This is a genomic window from Chelativorans intermedius (assembly GCF_025398255.1).
GTDB lineage: Bacteria > Pseudomonadota > Alphaproteobacteria > Rhizobiales > Rhizobiaceae > Chelativorans > Chelativorans intermedius.
Genome location: NZ_JAODNW010000020.1, coordinates 1 through 15596 on the forward strand (window position 1 = coordinate 1; position 15596 = coordinate 15596).

Below are 15596 nucleotides of genomic sequence, written 5' to 3' on the forward strand. Positions count from 1 at the left end.
GGCTGAGAATTGACGGCGCGTGAACACCGCCATGATATGCCGCCCCTCAGGGCATCACCAACTTTCGCTCATTACTCGCGCGGATTATATTTGTTATACTTAATGTCGATTATTGTAATGCAGGATAGCTATCGCAGTGCAGCGAAAACGCCTGCAGGTTGTCCTGCAGGCGTGGGTATAGATCCGAAGGGAAAAGCTCAGGCGTCGTCGCCGGCGGGCCGTTTTCTTGTCTGCGCCGCGGCCGCCATGTCGTCGTGCACGGAGCCTTCCCACAGCCGGTATCCCACCGCGTAGGCGGCTTTGGCCAGGAGGTGCGCCGATACGGGCGCGGTCAGCAGAAGGAAGGCGATGGCCGCCAGCGCCCGTGTCGCGATGGCGTGATCTTCCGCGAAGATGGCCAGCGCCAGGAGAAAGACGCCGGCGCCCAGCGTGCCGGCCTTGGAGGCGGCATGCATGCGCGAATAAAGGTCGGGAAGGCGCATGAGGCCGATGGAGGCCGCCAGGGTGAAGAAGGCGCCCACGAGCATGAGCCCACCCACCAGCAGGTTCTGCACAAGCTCAGTCATCGCCTTCCTCCACGAACTTTCCCCGCGCCTCGTCGGAGATGAACTCCTCCTCGTAGCGGCGGCTCATCACGAAGCGGGCGAACGCCACCGTGGCCAGGAAGCCGACCAGGCCGAGCGCGATGGCAATGTCCAGATAGAGCGTGAAGCCGGTGCGCACGCCGATGACGGCGATGAAGCCGATGGCGATCGTCACAAGCATGTCGAGGCCCAGGATCCGGTCGGGCAGGCTGGGGCCGATCACCACCCGCAGGACGGCGATGAGAAAGGACAGGCTCAAGATGGCAAGCGCCGCCTGCTCGGCAAAAAGAAGGAAGCCCTGGCCGGTCGTCATCGGAATGCCTCCATGATCCTGCGCTCGAAGCCGCGCGCGATATCGCGCCGCAGCCCGTCGGGGTCCGAGCAGTCGATGGCATGGACATAGAGCGTCTTGCGGTCGTCGGATACGTCGATCGACAGGGTGCCGGGCGTGAGCGTGATGAGATTGGCCAGAAGGGTGATCTCGAAGTCGCGCTCCACCGTCAGCGGATACGCAAAGATGCCCGGCTTGATGTCCATGCGCGGCGACAGCACGAGCCAGGCCACGCGCCAGGCCGAGAGGATGAGTTCGTAGATGAACAGCAGGGCCAGCGCCGCAAGCTTGAAACCACGGCGGAAATAACCGAGCGAGCCCACCTGCTCGCGGATGAGATAGAGCGCCAGCGCACCGAGAAGGAAGCCGAAGACGATGTTGGCCAGCGAGAAGGAGCCAGTCACCGCCGCCCAGATCAACGCCATCAGGATGTTGATGAGATAGAGGTTCATTGCGCCGTCTCCCCGGGGAAGACCGAGCCGATATAGGTGGGCGCATCCAGGATGGCGTCCGCCGCCTGCCGGGCAACGCCGATCACCGGCTCGGGATAAACGCCCATCAGCACGATCGGCAGGCAGAGCGCGGCGAGCGCCAGATAGCCCGTCTGCGGCATGGCGCTGCCCTGCGGCTTCTCCGCCACGCGTGGCCGCCATACGGTGAGGATGAAGACGCGGCCGAGCGCCAGGGTGGTCAGCAGCCCCGTGGCCAGAATGGCGAAGGCGAGCCACGGCAGGCCGGAATCCAGCGAGGCGCGCACCAGCATCACCTTCGGCCACAGGCCCGAGGCCGGGGGCAGGCCAGCCGCCGCCAGCACCAGGATAAGGGCGAAGGCCGCCACCAGCGGATGCATCGCATAGAGACCGGAAAGCGACCGCAGCGAGTAGCCGCCGCCGAGGCTGTTCATCACACCGGCAAGCAGATATAGCGCCGTCATCGCGATCATCGAATGGAAGGCGTAGAACACCGTGCCCGCCAGGCCCTCCGGCGTGCCCAGCGCCAGGCCCGCCAGCATGACGCCGACGCCGGAAATCACCACGAAGCCGAGCACCCGTCTGAGATCCGACTGCGCCAGCGCGCCCATGATGCCGATCACCATGGTCGCCGCCGCCACCCAGGCGATGAGACCGGACAGCAGCGCCCGCTCCGGCGGGAAGATGAGCACCATCACCCGCAGCAGCGCATAGACGCCGACCTTGGTGAGCACGCCGCCGAACAGCGCGGCGGTGACGATGCGCGGCGTGTGATAGGAGGCAGGCAGCCAGAAATTGACCGGGAAGGCGGCCGCCTTCATTCCGAAGGCCAGCAGATAGAGCACGGCAAGCGTGGTCAGGGGCGCGCTTTCGCGCAGGCCGTCCGCCTTGCGCGCGATGTCGGCCATGTTGAGCGTACCAAAGATGCCGTAGGCCAGCGCGGTCGAGATGAGAAACAGTGTCGTGCCGACGAGGTTCAGAATGGCATATTTGGTCGCTCCGTCGAGCTGCCGGTGCTGCGAGCCGAGCACCAGAAGCCCGAAGGATGAGATCAGGAACACCTCGAACCAGACATAGAGATTGAACAGGTCGCCAGTCAGGAACGACCCGCCGACCCCCGCCATCATCAGCATCATGAAGGGGTAGAAGCCGTAGCGCCGCCCCACCGTGCCGATGTCGTTTGCCGCGAACAGGGCGCACACCACCGCCACCAGCGTGGCTACCAGCGCCAGCGAGGCGCCCAGCGCGTCGGCCGCAAAGGAAATGCCGAAGGGGGGAAGCCACCGCCCCATGGTCATGACCTGCGGCCCCTCGCCGAGCACGCGGGCAAGAAGCCCGATATTGCACAGCAGCGTGGCGAACAGCCCGGCCACCGCCAGGCTGCCGTGCAGGCGCGTCTGATGGCGCACCATCAGCAGGAGCGCGCCGGTGACGATGGGAATGGCCACCGGCCCCACCACCAGCCAGTCCGCAGGGGTGGTCGGCACCATCACCATGGCGCGGGAAAGGTCGACTGCGTAGGCGGATTCTGCGGCCATGGGCCCCTCAATATCCCAGCGGCGGAAGCTCCTCGCCCTTGGGCTCCGCGACACGCATTCCGTCGGTGTCGTCGGTGCCCAGCTCCTGATAGGCGCGGAAGGCGAGCACGAGCAGGAAGGCGAAGATGGAGAAGGAGATGACGATCGCCGTCAGGATCAGCGCCTGCGGCAGCGGATTGGCCGTCGCCTGGGCAGGGGTGTCGAGGTCGACCGGGATGATCGGCGGCACCACGCGCGTCACGCGGCCGGCGGTGAAAAGCGTCAGGTTGACGGCATTGCCGAAGATCGCCACCCCGAGCAGGATGCGGATGATGTGCTTCGACAGCATGAGATAGATGGAGACGGCGAAGAAGACGGCCACCGTGAAGGCGAGGATGGTTTCCATCACACGTGCTCCCTTTCCTCGAGCGCAAGCGCGATGGAGGTGATCGCGCCGACGACCACGAGATAGACCCCGATGTCGAAGAAGAGGATGGTCGAGATGTCCACGGCCAGGCCCAGAATGTGCACCTCGGCCCATTGCCCGGTCAGGAACGGCATGTCCTTGAACAGGGACACCACGCCCGACAGCCCGGACACCAGAAGCCCGAAGCCGGAGATGGCCATCGGGTGGAAGTAGAGCGCCCGGCGCACCGGCGCCACCCCGCAGGCAATGCCGTAGATGGCGAAGGCGGATGCCGCGATCAGCCCGCCGATGAAGCCGCCGCCCGGCTCGTTGTGCCCGCGCAGGAGCACGAAGACGGAGAAGAGCACCATCAGGCTGGCGAGATAGGGCGCGATGGTTCGGAAGATCAGCGTGCGCATGTCAGGCCTCCAGCTTCTCTTCCACCGCCTTGGGCAGCTTCGGCGCCCTGGCCGGCGCCGCCCCCGGCCGGATGCGCACCAGCGCCAGGATCGCAAGGCCGGCAATCATCACCACGGCGATCTCGCCCAGCGTGTCGAGACCGCGGAAATCCACGATGATGACGTTGACGATGTTGCGGCCATGGGCGATGACGCGCGCATTCTCGGCGAAGAAGGCGCTCAGCGTGCCGTCGAAGGGAACCTGCACGACCCGCAGCAGCATGAGCCCGAGCCCCGCTCCGCAGACCACGGCGACGGAGGTATCGAGCAGCTTCTGGTCGGTGGGTCGGTGGTCGGCCGGGGAAAGGTGAAGCCGCGTCATCACCAGGGCGAGGATCACCACCGACAGGGTTTCCACCATGAACTGGGTGAAGGAGAGGTCGGGCGCGCCGAGCAGCATGAACAGCACCGCCACGGCAAACCCCTGGATGCCCAGCGACACGATGGCCGTCAGCCGGTCGCGCGCCCACAGGACGGCGCCGAGCCCGATGAAGGCGATGGCAAGCACCGCCACCTCGTAGAAGGGCAGCAGCGGCAGCTCGGGCACCGCTGGAAGCTCGCCGAAGGCGATCATCGGCACGAACAGCGCCGCGGCCAGGATGATGAAGGTGACGGTCATATATACATCCAGCCGCCCGTTCTGCACGAAGCGGGTGACGGCGGCCGAGGCGATGACCGTGCCGCGCACCGCCTGGTCGAAGCCCCGGTCGGGCCCCCAGCCGATGGCCTCGAGCACCGCCGCCATCGCTGCGCGCCCGCGTTCAAGCGCCAGATAGGCCGCGATGCCCAGCGCCACGGTGAGCGCCGACAGAAGCAGCGGCGCACCGACATGCGGGACCACGGAAATCGACACGCTCACCGGCTCGCCCGCCACCGCGCTTGCCATGGGGCTGGAGATGAAGCGGTGGCTGAGCCCTGAAGCAAGCGCCGACAGAAGGCCGCTCGCCGCCAGCACCGCAGGACCGATCCACAACAGGACGGGCCCTTCATGCGGCGTCTTCGGCGTGCGCACTCTCTCGCCCGTGAAGGGCTTCAGCGCCACGGCAAAGCCGAGGGCAAACATGAGCGCATTGCCGGCAATGGCGACGGCGGTCAACGCCGCACCCCAGCTTCCGCCATGGGCGAGCCCGGCATAGATTTCCTCCTTGGCGAGGAAGCCGAAGAAGGGGGGCAGGCCGCCCATGGACAGCGCGGCCAGCACGGCAGCGGCGAAGGTGATCGGCATGGCGCGGCCGATGCCGCCCAGATGCGTGATGTCGCGTGTGCCCGCCTCGTGGTCGATCGCGCCGGCCACCATGAAGAGCGCGCCCTTGAACATGGAGTGCGCCACCAGATAGAGCACCGCCGCCTCCACCGCGACCTTCGAGCCGAAGCCCGTCAGCATGACGAGCAGGCCCAGCGAAGCGACGGTGGTGTAGGCGAGCATCAGCTTCAGGTCGGTCTGGCGCACGCCGAGAAGCGTGCCGACGAGCAGGGTTGCGCCGCCGAACGCGGGAAGGATGGTCTCCCAGGCCAGCGTGTCGCCCATCACCGGGTTGAGCCGCATCACCAGATAGACCCCCGCCTTCACCATTGTGGCAGAGTGCAGATAGGCGGAAACCGGCGTCGGCGCTTCCATGGCGTTGGGCAGCCAGAAGTGGAAGGGAAACTGCGCCGATTTCGTGAAGGCGCCGCCCAGCACGAGCAACAGCGCGGCCATGTAGAGCGGCGCGCCGCGCAGGCTCTCGCCCTCGGCAAGCAGGGCCGAAAGCGAGGCGGTTCCGGTGATCCCGCCGATCACCAGAAGCCCGGCCAGCAGCGAAAGCCCGCCCAGCCCCGTCACCACAAGCGCCTGGAGCGCGGCGCGGCGCGACGCCTCGCGCCCGTGATCGAAGCCGATCAGCAGGAAGGAGGTGATCGAGGTCAGCTCCCAGAAGACGAAGAGCGTGAGGAAGGAATCGGCCAACACCAGCCCCTGCATCGCCCCCATGAACATGAGGATGAAGGAGAAGAAGCGGCCGTGATGGGCATGGCCTTTCAGATAGCCGCCGGAGTAAAGCACGATGAGCGTGCCGATGCCGGAGATCAGCAGCGCGAAGGTGAGGGACAGGCCGTCGATATACCAGGAGAAATCCGTATCGAGGCTCTCGATCCAGGCATAGCCGCCGCTGATCGTCTCCCCCGCCGCCACCGGCTGCAGAAAACCCGTGAAGTGGTAGAAGATGAAGCCGGGAACGAGCGCCAGCACCCAGGCGGCGTTGTGCCCCATGGCCCGGACCAGAAGGGGTGCCGCGGCGGCACCGAGAAACGGGAGGATCAGCGCAAGGAATGTCAGCCACTGTCCATCCGCTGCCATGGGTTCCCCTCGCTTGCTGGTCTGCAAGCCCGGCCCGGCCGGGCTTGAGGAACGCGCTCAATCGTCGGGGTGACATAGACGCTCGCGTCGGGCGGGGCAAGAAGCTGGAGCGATTGCACGCGGTTATTCACGAAATGTGTGTCGAATCTGCAAGACCGGCGGCTGCAAAACGCGCCCGGCTGACCTATATCAGCCGGAGGTTGAGAAGGAGAATGGCGGCGATGGCGCAGGAAAGACGGCTGAAGGTCGAGAAACCGGATGAGGAATGGCGCCGGCTGTTGACGCGGGAACAGTATCACGTCACGCGCAAGCACGGCACGGAGCGCGCCTTTACCGGCCCTTACTGGGACAACAAGCGCCCCGGCCTCTATCGCTGCGTGTGCTGCGGGCGGGCGCTCTTCGACTCGGAAACCAAGTACGATTCAGGCACCGGCTGGCCGAGCTTCTACGCGCCGGTGGAGGCGGCGGCGGTCTCCCTGCACGAGGACCGCTCATGGTTCTCGGTGCGGACGGAAGTGCGCTGCGCCGATTGCGACGCCCATCTCGGCCATGTCTTCGAGGATGGGCCGCAGCCGACCGGCCTGCGCTACTGCATCAATGGTCATGCGCTGAATTTCGAGGAGCGCTGAACGCCCGTGCGGGGAGCCAGGGAGCCGCGGTGTCAGGCTGCCGCCATCGCCGTCTCCGCCTCCTGGCGGATGCGCCGCACCATGGCCCGCAGGCCGTTGGCGCGCTGCGGGGTGAGATGCTCGTCGAGGCCCAGCGCCCGCATGGTCTCCTCCGCGTCGATGGACAGGATCTCGCTGGCCCGCCGGCCGCTGAACAGCGCCATCATGATGGCCACCAGCCCACGCACGATGTGGGCATCCGAATCGCCCCGGAAGGTGATGACGGGATCGCGGCCCTCGCCGATCTCGGTGTGAAGCCACACCTGGCTCACGCAGCCGCGCACCTTGTGCGCCTCGTCGCGCGCCTCCTCGGGAAAGGGCGGCAGGTCGTTGCCGAGCTCGATGATATAGCGGTAGCGCTCCTGCCAGTCGTCGAGAAAGGCGAAGTCCTCTCGGATGGTGTCGATGCTCGTCGTCATGCCCCGCATATAGTCGTTCAGCCTGCGGGCGTCACGGAAAAATCCTCTTCGGCCGGCCGATCGGCCGGCGCCTGATCCTCCATCATGTCGCGGGCCATGCGCACGCCCTCCCTGGCGCGCACCGCGATGGTATGCATGGCGGCCTTCGCCGTGGTGCAAACGGCCGGCTGGCGCTCGCACAGGCCGAGCACATCCTGCAGCGCGCTGCCGGCTGCCGAGACCACCGCAAGGGGGTGCACCGTTCCGCTCTGCGGCGTCTCGCCGCCCGCCCCGAGCGGGATGAACAGGAGCACCAGCGACAGCCAGAAGGCTGAACGGATCAAGAATCCCATGGCGTTTCTCGCTCCTTGGTTCCTGTGGCCCGGCACGCTCCTGCCGGGCTTCCTTCTCGCCAGCATGGCGCAGACGCGCAAAGGAGCTGTTGAGAAATTGTCTAAAATTGGAACGGAAGGACTTGATCGTCCGCTTCCCGTCATCGCCGGGCATCCCGCCCCTGCGGCCGGTGTGCCCGGCAGGGAACCGTCAACCATCCAGAAGGCTGAAGCAATTGCACGAATCGGCCCGCCGCCGGCCTGCGCCGCCGCCGCGCGGCGGACGGCCACGCTGGCGAGGCTTTGTTAACCATGTGCACATTCCCCTGGCCGGCCCTTCCCGGATCGGCCGTCTTTTCGCGTTTGCAGGGGCGTGCGGCCGGCGCCGTTTATCCTTTCCTTAAAGCCTCGGTGCGAGGTTCGGGAGGAAAACAAGAACCCGTCAAGCGGACACGAGCAGAGCGCGTCGAGTTGAGTACACGAGCCTCCCTTTCCACGATTTGGCCCGAGCGTCTGAAAGCGGCCTGCGAGCGCCTTTTGCATCCCTCCGTGGCGGAACCGCGGGAGCGCCTGCGCCAGGCGCGCCTGCTCGCCGTGCTGTTTGCAGGGCCGGTGCTCGCCGCGTTTGCCGTCGCCCAGGCGGCAGCGGCCAGAGGGGAGGGCGTTCTGGCGCTGGCGGCGGCGCTGATGGTCTTCGGTCTGGGGCTTCTGGCACCCTTCCTGCTGATCGTTACCGGCCGGCGCAGGATCGTGGAACCGATCGCAATGGCGCTGGCCGCCAGCGTGCTGGGTGCGCTGGTGGCGGCTGGCGGTGGGCTTTCCTCGCCGCTGGTGGCGCTGGCTGCGGCGCCCGCCGTGGAGGCGGGCTGGATCGCGCGCACGCGCAGGGCCGTCGGATTCGGCGTTGCCGCCGGCGGCGCCACGCTGCTGCTCGGCCTTGGGCTCGCCGCCACGCTGCTGCCCGGTTCCGCCGCGCCCTCGCCCTGGCAATGGGCCGTGCCTGCCCTCTATGTCGCCAGCCTGCTCCTCCGCATGCCGTTTTTTGACGCGCAGAAGGATGCTGAGCCGCAGGCCCGGCAGCCGGTGGAGGAGATCATCGGCGCCGCTTTGCTGCACCTGCAGGCGGGCGGCGAGGTGGCATCGGCCTCGCCCCAGGCCGAAGCCCTGTTCGGCGTGGCGCCGGAAATGCTCTACGGCAGCGGCCTCATCGACCGCATCCATGTGAGCGACCGCATCGCCTACCTGACCGCGCTGGCCGACCTGCGCGATGGCGCGGAGCGGCGCAGCCTGCGCCTGCGCATTCGCCGGCCGGCCCAGACCGGCGGCGGCCTGCTGCCGCTCAGCCTCGACATCGTGGCCCGGCCGGGCAGCCAGCGCTTCCTGGCCGTGGCGCGCGACGACACGCCCATGGCGGAGATGGAAGGCGCCCTGGCCGAGGCGCGGGAAGCGGCCGAGCGCGCGCTCATGGAGAAGGATCGCCATCTGGCCAGCGTCAGCCACGAGCTGCGTTCGCCGCTCAACGCCATACTCGGCTTCTCTGACGTTCTTGCCACCGGAATGCTGGGGCCGCTCGGCAATGACCGGCAGCGCGAGTATGTCGGCCTCATCCGCGAGGCGAGCGAGCATCTTCTGCAGGTGGTGAACACGGTTCTGGAGGCGTCCAAGCTGCGCTCCGGCACCTATGCGCTGGCGGCCGAGCCCTTCCGCCTGGAGGAGGCGGCAAGGCTGTGCCTCGCCCTGTCGGCGCGCGAGGCGGAGGCCAAGTCGCTGGCGCTCAAGGCCGACATCGCGGAGAATGTCGGCGTGGTCAATTGCGACCGGCGGGTGGTACAGCAGGTGCTCATCAACCTTCTGTCCAACGCCGTGAAGTTCACGCCGCGGGGCGAGGTGAAGGTGAGTGCCCGCCGCAGGGGAGAAAGGCTGGAGCTGGAGGTCAGCGACACCGGCATCGGCATGTCGGCGCAGGACCTGGCGCGTGTCGGCACGCCTTTCACCCAGGTGCAGAACGGCTATACCCGCCAGGGCACCGGGCTCGGCCTTTCGCTGGTCAAGGGGTTGGTCAGTCTCGCCGGTGGGACCATGAGCATCGACAGCGCGCCGGGAGTGGGCACGCGGGTGCATGTCTCGCTGCCGCTGGCGGGCGCACACGCCGAAGGCGAAACCGACGGGGAGGACCGTGGCACGGGGGAAAGAGCGAATACGAACTGCGAGTGGAACGATGACGCGTTACGCAAGACGGCCTGAAGGGGGCAGAAAGCGCACGGGCCTGCTGGGCACCGGATTCTCCCGGCTGGGCGCGATGGTGGCCCGCAATCCCGCCGCGGTCGGCGGCACGACGGCATTCCTCGTCTCGCTGTCCTTCGTTTCGGCGAATGCGCTGTGGTATCAGCCGCAGATCCATCCGAGCGCCTTCGTCTCGACACGCGCGCCGGCTGCCCCTCTTGCCGCGCCGCGGCCTGCTGCCCCCGCCGAGGCGGCGCCGGCACCCACGGGCAGCAAGGATCCGATTCGCCGGGTGATGGAGCAGGAGGCGGCAGCTCCCGCGCCCGCGCCCGCGCCGGAATCTCAATCTTTGGGCTCGGTGGCGCGCGAGGAGGGGGACGAGACCGTGCGCGCCGTGCAGAAGGTGCTGAGCGATCTCGGGCTCTACCGCGGGCCGGTGGACGGGCTGACGGGGCCGCAGACGCGCGAGGCAGTGGCAAATTACCGCCGCATCGTGGGGCTCGCGGAAGGTTCGCAGATCGATTCTGCCCTGCTTGGCCAGCTCGGCCTCGATCAACCGCTGCACACGGCGGGAATTTCCGTGCCGGTGCCGGCGCCCAAGCCTGCGCCGCGCCCGGCAGGGGCGAGCGATCCGGTGCAGACGGCATCCCTGGGCGAGACGCCCGCCGGCAACGGCGATCCGGTCATCCGCCGCGTGCAGGCCGGGCTTCGCGCCTTCGGCAATGACGGCATCGAGGTGGACGGTGTGCTTGGCGAGAACACCCGCGCGGCGATCCGCGAGTTTCAGTCCCTGTTCGGCCTGCCGGTGACGGGCGAGCCCGACGAGGCGCTGATGGCCAAGATGCGCGAGATCGGCCCATGCGGGTAACCAGCGAATTGTGGGTCTCGGCCCTTGTGCGCCGCGTCTTCGCCGATGGCGGCTTTGCGGCGGTACGCCGGCGCGGGGCGCGAGAGGCAGGCGCGATCTTCGTCGTGAGGCGCACGCGGCTGGGCGCCTTCGAGCTTTACGGTCCGGCCCCGCAAACGAGCTATGAAGAGGCACGCCCGGCGGAGCGCCAGTTCGTGCGTATGGCGGCGACCACGGAGGAGGAGGCCGACCGGCGGCTCGAACGCGAGATGCGTTTCGACCCCGACGTCTGGGTGCTGGAGGTGGAGACCGAGGCGGCGATGGAGGACTATCTGGTGCTGGCCGCCGAGTGAAGCGGGGCCGCCGCGCCGCCCTGTCCCTCCTCCTCCCGCCAACGGGCCAGCCTCTCGCGCGCCGCCTGCGGGCTCGCCACGCCGTAGCGTTCGAGAAACAGGCGGATGGCGGCTGGATGGGCGACCTCGGCGGGGAAGAGCGCCGCCGTCAGCAGGAAGGCTTCTTCGGCCTTGAGTTCCAGGGCGCGCAGGCCCGTCAGCAGGTCGCCATAGCCCGTGCCCTGGAACAGCCGGCGGGCACGCGCAGCACTGATGCCGAGGGCGGCCGAAAGCGCCTCGACGACGGTATGCGCATTTTCCGAGAGAGCCGCCTCGCGCAACCTGGCGTAGAGCAGGGTAGGGTCCTGCGCGGGCGTTCCGCCGCTTCTTCCTGCCTCTCGCATCACTTCGCGAAGCTGGCGGCGGATCGCCTCCAGCGGGTCGTCGTCTTCTTCGATCCTGGCGGCAATCTCCGCCGCGCTCTCGGCGCGCGCCACGAGGGCGCGGATGAGGGCGGCAATGGCCGGGTGCAAGTGGTCGCGGCGGGCGATGGCTCTTGCATGCGGCAGGCCGTGGCGGGCGATGAGGGCGATGAGATCGACATCGGACAAGGCGCGCGAGCGCACCAGCAGGGGCGCCGCGATGTCCACCGGCTCTTCGGCCAGCCGGCGCACGAGGCCGGGCGGGGCGGGGTCGCACTTTGAAAGGGTGGCGGCGGCGAAGCGGCGCGCATCGCGCGAGACCGCGTCGAACAAGCCGAGCGCCAGATCGTCGAGCTGGACGATCTCGCGCCGGGTGGGCCGCGCAAGGCTGCAGAACGCGGAAACGGCGGCGCGAAACAGCCGCTCGCAGTTGCGCGGGCCTTTTTGAAACGCGATATGCCTGAAGTCCGCGTTGGACACGCTTTACGCCTGACGCCTGAAACTCGAACGGGTGGCGGGAGGCCGGCCCTGCCGGCGCCGCCCGCCTTCTCGCGCAAAGTATCGCCAATGCGTTAGCGACCCATTAACCGCACAATTAAGGATTGCGTTCACCAATTGCGGGCGCGTTAAGGAAAGATTAACCATGCGGCCGGTTTCATGGCGCCGGCAAGCGTTGCGTATCGAGCGTTGCGTATGACGTGCAATGCGGGGGAATGCGCATGGCGAAGGTTCTGCCCTTCAGGCCGCGCAAGCGGCGCACCGCTCGGCGCTCGCCCGTGCCGGCGGACGGGGCGGCGATCATCATCTTTCCCGGCGTGCGCTACGAACGGTGCGACGGCAAGGGCGCACCGCCGCCGCGGCGGCGCAAGCGGCGCTGAAGCCGCTCATTCGAGCGGCAGGGGCGCGCATCGCAGGCTTTCCAGAAAGGCCGTGGCCACGCCCTGCCAGGTCTCATCGGGCACGAAGACACGCACCAGCGCAATGCCTCTCCCCACATTCGCCTGCAGAAGGACGGAGCGGTCTGTCTGCGCCGCGTAGCGGCTGTGCAGCCGCCGGGCCTGGGCGGGCGCCAGGACGACTGCGTCGAGCCGCCCGTCGGCAGCCGCCCCGTCGGTGATGGAAAAGACGTTGAGGCCGTTGTCGTCGTAGATCGAGATGGACCAGAAGGGCACCGTGCCTTCGGCTTCCAGATGCAGCATGCCTTCGGCCAGGTCGAAGCGGCAGGCAGCGGCCTGGATGAAGGGATCGGCGGGGGCGGGCAGGCCGTCTTGCCCGGCGGCATCGAGGCGCAGCGTCGCATAGGGCTCGCCCACCTGGGAAAGACGCGTCCACACGTCGCGCACGGAATGGGCGGGCAGGAGGAAGAGAATAGAAAGGTGGACGATGCCGGCGCCGACGAGGCCAAGTGCCAAGGCGTGAACAAACCTAGCCATCGCAGCCGGTCCGGGCGATCTGCGGCAGGGTGAGTTCGCCGAGGCGCGCGCCCGAGGCGACCGGCGTGTCGTAGAGGGTGAGCACGAGACGCATCCCGCCCTCGCCGGTGACGGCCAGCCAGTTGGCCGGCGCGGGATGGGGCGAGACGACGATCAGAAAGCCGTCGTCGGAGAAGCGCAGCACCATGCGCGAATGCAGGGCGGCGCGGCGCCGGCCGAACGGCGGCAGGACGCGGCCTGCGGCATCCGCCGCGTGGAGCGTCCAGAACCGGGCGGCGGGCATCGGCCCCTCGATGCGATAGGTGCAATCGCGCCGCAGGGCACGGCCCTGCGAATCGCTGCCGGCGGTGAAGGCGATGCCTTCCGAACGGCCGAGCGGGATGCCGCCCTGGCGGGCGAAACGGGCGCGCGAATAGGGATCGGCCTCGCGGCTGCCGGCGCTGGGGAAGGCGACCCACGGGCCGGCGCGGACGGCGCCGAAGGGCGGCGCCTTCTCGAGCGCCAGCCACACGCTGCCCGCCCCCCCGCCAATGGCGAGGGCAAGGCTGAGGCCGGCGAGGAGAATCGTCTTCAGCATGGCGCCCATGATGGCGGATTCTTCACAGGGCGGACAGGGATTCCGGCCGGGCGGCGGGTCGAACCGGCGGGGCGTTGCGGAAATGCGCCCCGAGCTGCCGCAGCACCTGCCGGGTGGCGGCGGGCATGGCGCGCGGCGGCCGGGCAAGCCCGTTCGCCTCGCCCTGCGCCTCGCCGGTGGCAGCGACGGCCGTACCGTCGAGCGCGGGCAGGGGGTTCTCGATGCCCGGAATGGGCTTGAGCTCGATGTTCTGGTGCGCATAGGCCATGAAGCGCTGCCACACCATGGCCGGCAGCGAGCCGCCGGTCATGCGGCGCGTGGGATGGTAGTCGTCGTTGCCCAGCCAGACGGCAGCCACATAGTTGCCCGTATAGCCGACATACCAGGCGTCGCGATAGGACTGGGTGGTGCCGGTCTTGCCGGCCGAGCGCACGCCCGGCAGCGCCGCCCGCCGCCCGGTGCCGCGCTCGGGCACCTGCACGAGGATGCTGTTCATGGCCGCCACGGCCTTGCGCGACAGCACGCGGCGGGGCGGCGGCGCATCGCGCTCGTGATCAAAGACCACCTCGCCGGAATGGGTGGTCAGCCGCAGGATGCCGTGGCGCGTGCCGGCAAGCCCGCCATTGGCGAAGACGCCGTAGCCCGTGGCCTGGTCCATCACCGTCATGCCGGAGGTGCCGAGCACCATGGTCTTGTGGGCGTTCAGCTTCGTCTCCACGCCCATCGCCTCGGTCATTGCGACGATCCTGTCGATGCCCAGATGGTCGCGCGCCAGCCTGACCGGCACGGTGTTGTAGGAGTAGATGAGGGCGCTTGCCAGATCGACCCGCCCGGCATAGCGGCGGGTGTAGTTGCGCGGCGACCAGCCGCCCCAGGAGATGGGCGCATCGGAGATGACCGAGTCGGGCGCGAAGCCCGCCTCCATGGCGGCGGCATAGACATAGGGCTTGAAGGAGGAGCCGGGCTGGCGCTCGGCCTGGGTGGCGCGGTTGAACTGGCTCTGCCCGTAGTCGCGCCCGCCGACCAGGGCGCGCACCGCGCCGTCGGTGTCCATGACCACGACGGCCCCCTGCGAGACGTCGTAATCCTTGCCGAACTGGCGCAGGTGGTATTCCAGCGACTCCTCGACAGCGCGCTGCAGGTCTGGATCGAAGGCGGTGCGGGCGACCAGCGAATGGGTGGCGCCCTCCGGCACCAGCCGCTTCACCTCCTCGAAGGCCCAATCGAGATAGTAGTCCGGGCTTTCGTGGCTGCCGCGGTCGACGGCGCTGGCCGGATTGAGCCGGGCCGGCAGCACCTGCCCCTCGGTCATGAAATCGGCCTGCACGAGATTGGTGAGCACCTCGTTGGCGCGCGCCCGGGCGGCCGGCAGGTTGATGTGCGGCGCATAGCGCGCCGGCGCCTTGAAGAGGCCGGCGATCATCGCCGCCTCGGCAAGCGTCAGCTCCTTGACCGGCTTGTCGAAATAGAAGTCGGCCGCCGCCGCGATGCCGAACGTGCCGCCGCCGAGATAGACCCGGTCGAGATAAAGCTGCAGGATTTCCTTCTTGGTCAGATTGGCCTCCAGCCACAGGGCGAGGAACGCCTCCTTGACCTTGCGCTCCACCGTGCGCTCGTTGGTGAGGAACAGGTTCTTGGCAAGCTGCTGGGTGATGGTGGAGCCGCCCTGGACGATGGTGTTGGCGCGCACATTTTCCGTCATGGCGCGCACGAGGCCCGGGAAGTCGATGCCGAAATGCTCGAAGAAGCGGCGATCCTCCGTGGCCAGCACCGCCTTCACGAGGTGATCCGGCATCTCGTCCACCGGCACGGAGTCGCGCTGGATGACGCCGCGCTGGCCGATCTCGTTGCCATAGCGGTCGAGGAAGGTGACGGCATAGTCGTCCTGAGCACGCCAGTCCGCCGCCGTCTCCTCGAAGGCGGGGCGGGCGAGCGCCAGGAGCACCACCGCCCCGGCGGCCGCCAGCGTCAGCCCCTCGCTCGCCGTCTCGACGGCAGCGCGCGCCGCTCCCTCGACGCGGAAACGGCGGAAGAAGACCGTCAGATCCTCCCACGCGCGGGCAAGCTTGAAGCCTGCCTCATAGAGGGTGGAATCGATCCACGCGTCGACCTCGAGGAGCCACGATGCCCTCGGCGCCCGCCCCTTTTTCCCGCGCTTCTCTTCCATCCCTGACCGCCCGGTCGTCTTCCCAAGCCCTGCAGCCCCGCCGCGCGAACCCGCAGCGAAAGCCAGGACATCCCCTCAGGGCAGGTCTAGCACATT

General features: G+C 68.2%; 19 protein-coding genes. 6 read left to right on the forward strand and 13 right to left on the reverse strand.

The features are described 5' to 3' along the window. Positions 1-197: 197 nt before the first annotated feature. The 7 genes from mnhG to NYR58_RS14535 are packed head-to-tail and all read right to left on the reverse strand — an operon-like array spanning position 198 to position 6101. Positions 198-566 (reverse strand): monovalent cation/H(+) antiporter subunit G, encoded by a 369-nt coding sequence (mnhG, locus tag NYR58_RS14505; protein WP_261521673.1) that lies wholly within the window; start codon positions 564-566, stop codon positions 198-200. After that, positions 559-897 carry a cation:proton antiporter gene (locus NYR58_RS14510; RefSeq protein WP_261521675.1) on the reverse strand — a complete coding sequence of 113 codons (339 nt, stop codon included), beginning with the start codon at positions 895-897 and terminating at the stop codon, positions 559-561. The genes mnhG and NYR58_RS14510 overlap by 8 nt, the downstream gene beginning before the upstream one ends. Further along, a complete protein-coding gene (locus NYR58_RS14515) occupies positions 894-1367 on the reverse strand; it encodes a Na+/H+ antiporter subunit E (protein ID WP_261521676.1) in 474 nt (157 codons plus the stop codon). The genes NYR58_RS14510 and NYR58_RS14515 overlap by 4 nt, the downstream gene beginning before the upstream one ends. Beyond that, positions 1364-2923 carry a Na+/H+ antiporter subunit D gene (locus NYR58_RS14520; RefSeq protein WP_261521677.1) on the reverse strand — a complete coding sequence of 520 codons (1560 nt, stop codon included), beginning with the start codon at positions 2921-2923 and terminating at the stop codon, positions 1364-1366. Before NYR58_RS14520 ends, NYR58_RS14515 begins: the two co-directional genes overlap by 4 nt. A gap of 7 nt (positions 2924-2930) precedes the next feature. Further along, positions 2931-3308 (reverse strand): Na+/H+ antiporter subunit C, encoded by a 378-nt coding sequence (locus tag NYR58_RS14525; RefSeq protein ID WP_261521678.1) that lies wholly within the window; start codon positions 3306-3308, stop codon positions 2931-2933. Continuing rightward, the gene (locus NYR58_RS14530; RefSeq protein ID WP_261521679.1) at positions 3308-3727 is read right to left on the reverse strand and encodes a Na+/H+ antiporter subunit B; all 420 of its coding nucleotides are present in this window, start codon (positions 3725-3727) and stop codon (positions 3308-3310) included. Before NYR58_RS14530 ends, NYR58_RS14525 begins: the two co-directional genes overlap by 1 nt. Before the next feature lies 1 nt (position 3728). Next, positions 3729-6101 (reverse strand): putative monovalent cation/H+ antiporter subunit A, encoded by a 2373-nt coding sequence (locus NYR58_RS14535; RefSeq protein ID WP_261521680.1) that lies wholly within the window; start codon positions 6099-6101, stop codon positions 3729-3731. Between the two features lie 221 nt (positions 6102-6322). Here NYR58_RS14535 and msrB point away from each other — a divergent pair, with 221 nt between their 5' ends. Continuing rightward, a complete protein-coding gene (msrB, locus tag NYR58_RS14540) occupies positions 6323-6730 on the forward strand; it encodes a peptide-methionine (R)-S-oxide reductase MsrB (RefSeq protein WP_261521681.1) in 408 nt (135 codons plus the stop codon). A 32-nt stretch (positions 6731-6762) separates the two neighbouring features. On the opposite strand, the gene NYR58_RS14545 is transcribed toward msrB, so the two are convergent. After that, complete coding sequence (locus NYR58_RS14545; protein ID WP_261521682.1) at positions 6763-7188, reverse strand: SufE family protein; 426 nt, start codon at positions 7186-7188, stop codon at positions 6763-6765. A 17-nt stretch (positions 7189-7205) separates the two neighbouring features. Further along, positions 7206-7520 (reverse strand): DUF5330 domain-containing protein, encoded by a 315-nt coding sequence (locus tag NYR58_RS14550; RefSeq protein WP_261521683.1) that lies wholly within the window; start codon positions 7518-7520, stop codon positions 7206-7208. Between NYR58_RS14550 and NYR58_RS14555 the strand changes: the two genes are divergently transcribed. From NYR58_RS14555 to NYR58_RS14570, 4 genes are all read left to right on the forward strand, one after another. Continuing rightward, positions 7519-7809 carry a hypothetical protein gene (locus NYR58_RS14555; RefSeq protein WP_261521685.1) on the forward strand — a complete coding sequence of 97 codons (291 nt, stop codon included), beginning with the start codon at positions 7519-7521 and terminating at the stop codon, positions 7807-7809. The two genes, NYR58_RS14550 and NYR58_RS14555, sit on opposite strands and share 2 nt — an antisense overlap. 239 nt (positions 7810-8048) lie before the next feature. Next, complete coding sequence (locus NYR58_RS14560; RefSeq protein ID WP_261521687.1) at positions 8049-9743, forward strand: sensor histidine kinase; 1695 nt, start codon at positions 8049-8051, stop codon at positions 9741-9743. Further along, positions 9718-10590, forward strand: coding sequence for a peptidoglycan-binding domain-containing protein (locus NYR58_RS14565; protein ID WP_261521692.1), 873 nt, complete (start codon positions 9718-9720; stop codon positions 10588-10590). Before NYR58_RS14560 ends, NYR58_RS14565 begins: the two co-directional genes overlap by 26 nt. Beyond that, positions 10581-10922 (forward strand): DUF1491 family protein, encoded by a 342-nt coding sequence (locus NYR58_RS14570; protein WP_261521693.1) that lies wholly within the window; start codon positions 10581-10583, stop codon positions 10920-10922. Before NYR58_RS14565 ends, NYR58_RS14570 begins: the two co-directional genes overlap by 10 nt. On the opposite strand, the gene NYR58_RS14575 is transcribed toward NYR58_RS14570, so the two are convergent. Next, complete coding sequence (locus NYR58_RS14575; RefSeq protein ID WP_261521695.1) at positions 10898-11803, reverse strand: hypothetical protein; 906 nt, start codon at positions 11801-11803, stop codon at positions 10898-10900. The two genes, NYR58_RS14570 and NYR58_RS14575, sit on opposite strands and share 25 nt — an antisense overlap. Before the next feature lie 239 nt (positions 11804-12042). On the opposite strand from NYR58_RS14575, the gene NYR58_RS14580 reads away from it, so the two are divergent. After that, on the forward strand, positions 12043-12201 hold the full coding sequence (locus NYR58_RS14580) for a hypothetical protein (RefSeq protein WP_261521697.1): 159 nt from the start codon (positions 12043-12045) through the stop codon (positions 12199-12201). 6 nt (positions 12202-12207) lie between these two features. On the opposite strand, the gene NYR58_RS14585 is transcribed toward NYR58_RS14580, so the two are convergent. From NYR58_RS14585 to NYR58_RS14595, 3 genes are read right to left on the reverse strand one after another with little or no spacing between them, the layout of a single operon-like run. After that, complete coding sequence (locus NYR58_RS14585) at positions 12208-12756, reverse strand: DUF1254 domain-containing protein (RefSeq protein WP_261521705.1); 549 nt, start codon at positions 12754-12756, stop codon at positions 12208-12210. Beyond that, positions 12749-13342 carry a DUF1214 domain-containing protein gene (locus NYR58_RS14590; protein WP_261521708.1) on the reverse strand — a complete coding sequence of 198 codons (594 nt, stop codon included), beginning with the start codon at positions 13340-13342 and terminating at the stop codon, positions 12749-12751. The genes NYR58_RS14585 and NYR58_RS14590 overlap by 8 nt, the downstream gene beginning before the upstream one ends. Before the next feature lie 13 nt (positions 13343-13355). After that, positions 13356-15500 (reverse strand): transglycosylase domain-containing protein, encoded by a 2145-nt coding sequence (locus NYR58_RS14595; protein WP_261521718.1) that lies wholly within the window; start codon positions 15498-15500, stop codon positions 13356-13358. Positions 15501-15596 lie beyond the last annotated feature (96 nt).

Bases quoted from the DNA above. Each gene is read 5' to 3' on its own strand.
- mnhG (WP_261521673.1), bottom strand. From the start codon at position 566: ATGACTGAGCTTGTGCAGAACCTGCTGGTGGGTGGGCTCATGCTCGTG.
- NYR58_RS14570 (WP_261521693.1), top strand. From the start codon at position 10,581: ATGCGGGTAACCAGCGAATTGTGGGTCTCGGCCCTTGTGCGCCGCGTC.
- NYR58_RS14565 (WP_261521692.1), top strand. From the start codon at position 9,718: ATGACGCGTTACGCAAGACGGCCTGAAGGGGGCAGAAAGCGCACGGGC.
- NYR58_RS14525 (WP_261521678.1), bottom strand. From the start codon at position 3,308: ATGGAAACCATCCTCGCCTTCACGGTGGCCGTCTTCTTCGCCGTCTCC.
- NYR58_RS14535 (WP_261521680.1), bottom strand. From the start codon at position 6,101: ATGGCAGCGGATGGACAGTGGCTGACATTCCTTGCGCTGATCCTCCCG.
- NYR58_RS14510 (WP_261521675.1), bottom strand. From the start codon at position 897: ATGACGACCGGCCAGGGCTTCCTTCTTTTTGCCGAGCAGGCGGCGCTT.
- NYR58_RS14545 (WP_261521682.1), bottom strand. From the start codon at position 7,188: ATGACGACGAGCATCGACACCATCCGAGAGGACTTCGCCTTTCTCGAC.
- NYR58_RS14550 (WP_261521683.1), bottom strand. From the start codon at position 7,520: ATGGGATTCTTGATCCGTTCAGCCTTCTGGCTGTCGCTGGTGCTCCTG.
- NYR58_RS14515 (WP_261521676.1), bottom strand. From the start codon at position 1,367: ATGAACCTCTATCTCATCAACATCCTGATGGCGTTGATCTGGGCGGCG.
- NYR58_RS14520 (WP_261521677.1), bottom strand. From the start codon at position 2,923: ATGGCCGCAGAATCCGCCTACGCAGTCGACCTTTCCCGCGCCATGGTG.
- NYR58_RS14555 (WP_261521685.1), top strand. From the start codon at position 7,519: ATGGCGTTTCTCGCTCCTTGGTTCCTGTGGCCCGGCACGCTCCTGCCG.
- NYR58_RS14530 (WP_261521679.1), bottom strand. From the start codon at position 3,727: ATGCGCACGCTGATCTTCCGAACCATCGCGCCCTATCTCGCCAGCCTG.
- NYR58_RS14585 (WP_261521705.1), bottom strand. From the start codon at position 12,756: ATGGCTAGGTTTGTTCACGCCTTGGCACTTGGCCTCGTCGGCGCCGGC.
- NYR58_RS14595 (WP_261521718.1), bottom strand. From the start codon at position 15,500: ATGGAAGAGAAGCGCGGGAAAAAGGGGCGGGCGCCGAGGGCATCGTGG.
- msrB (WP_261521681.1), top strand. From the start codon at position 6,323: ATGGCGCAGGAAAGACGGCTGAAGGTCGAGAAACCGGATGAGGAATGG.
- NYR58_RS14590 (WP_261521708.1), bottom strand. From the start codon at position 13,342: ATGGGCGCCATGCTGAAGACGATTCTCCTCGCCGGCCTCAGCCTTGCC.
- NYR58_RS14580 (WP_261521697.1), top strand. From the start codon at position 12,043: ATGGCGAAGGTTCTGCCCTTCAGGCCGCGCAAGCGGCGCACCGCTCGG.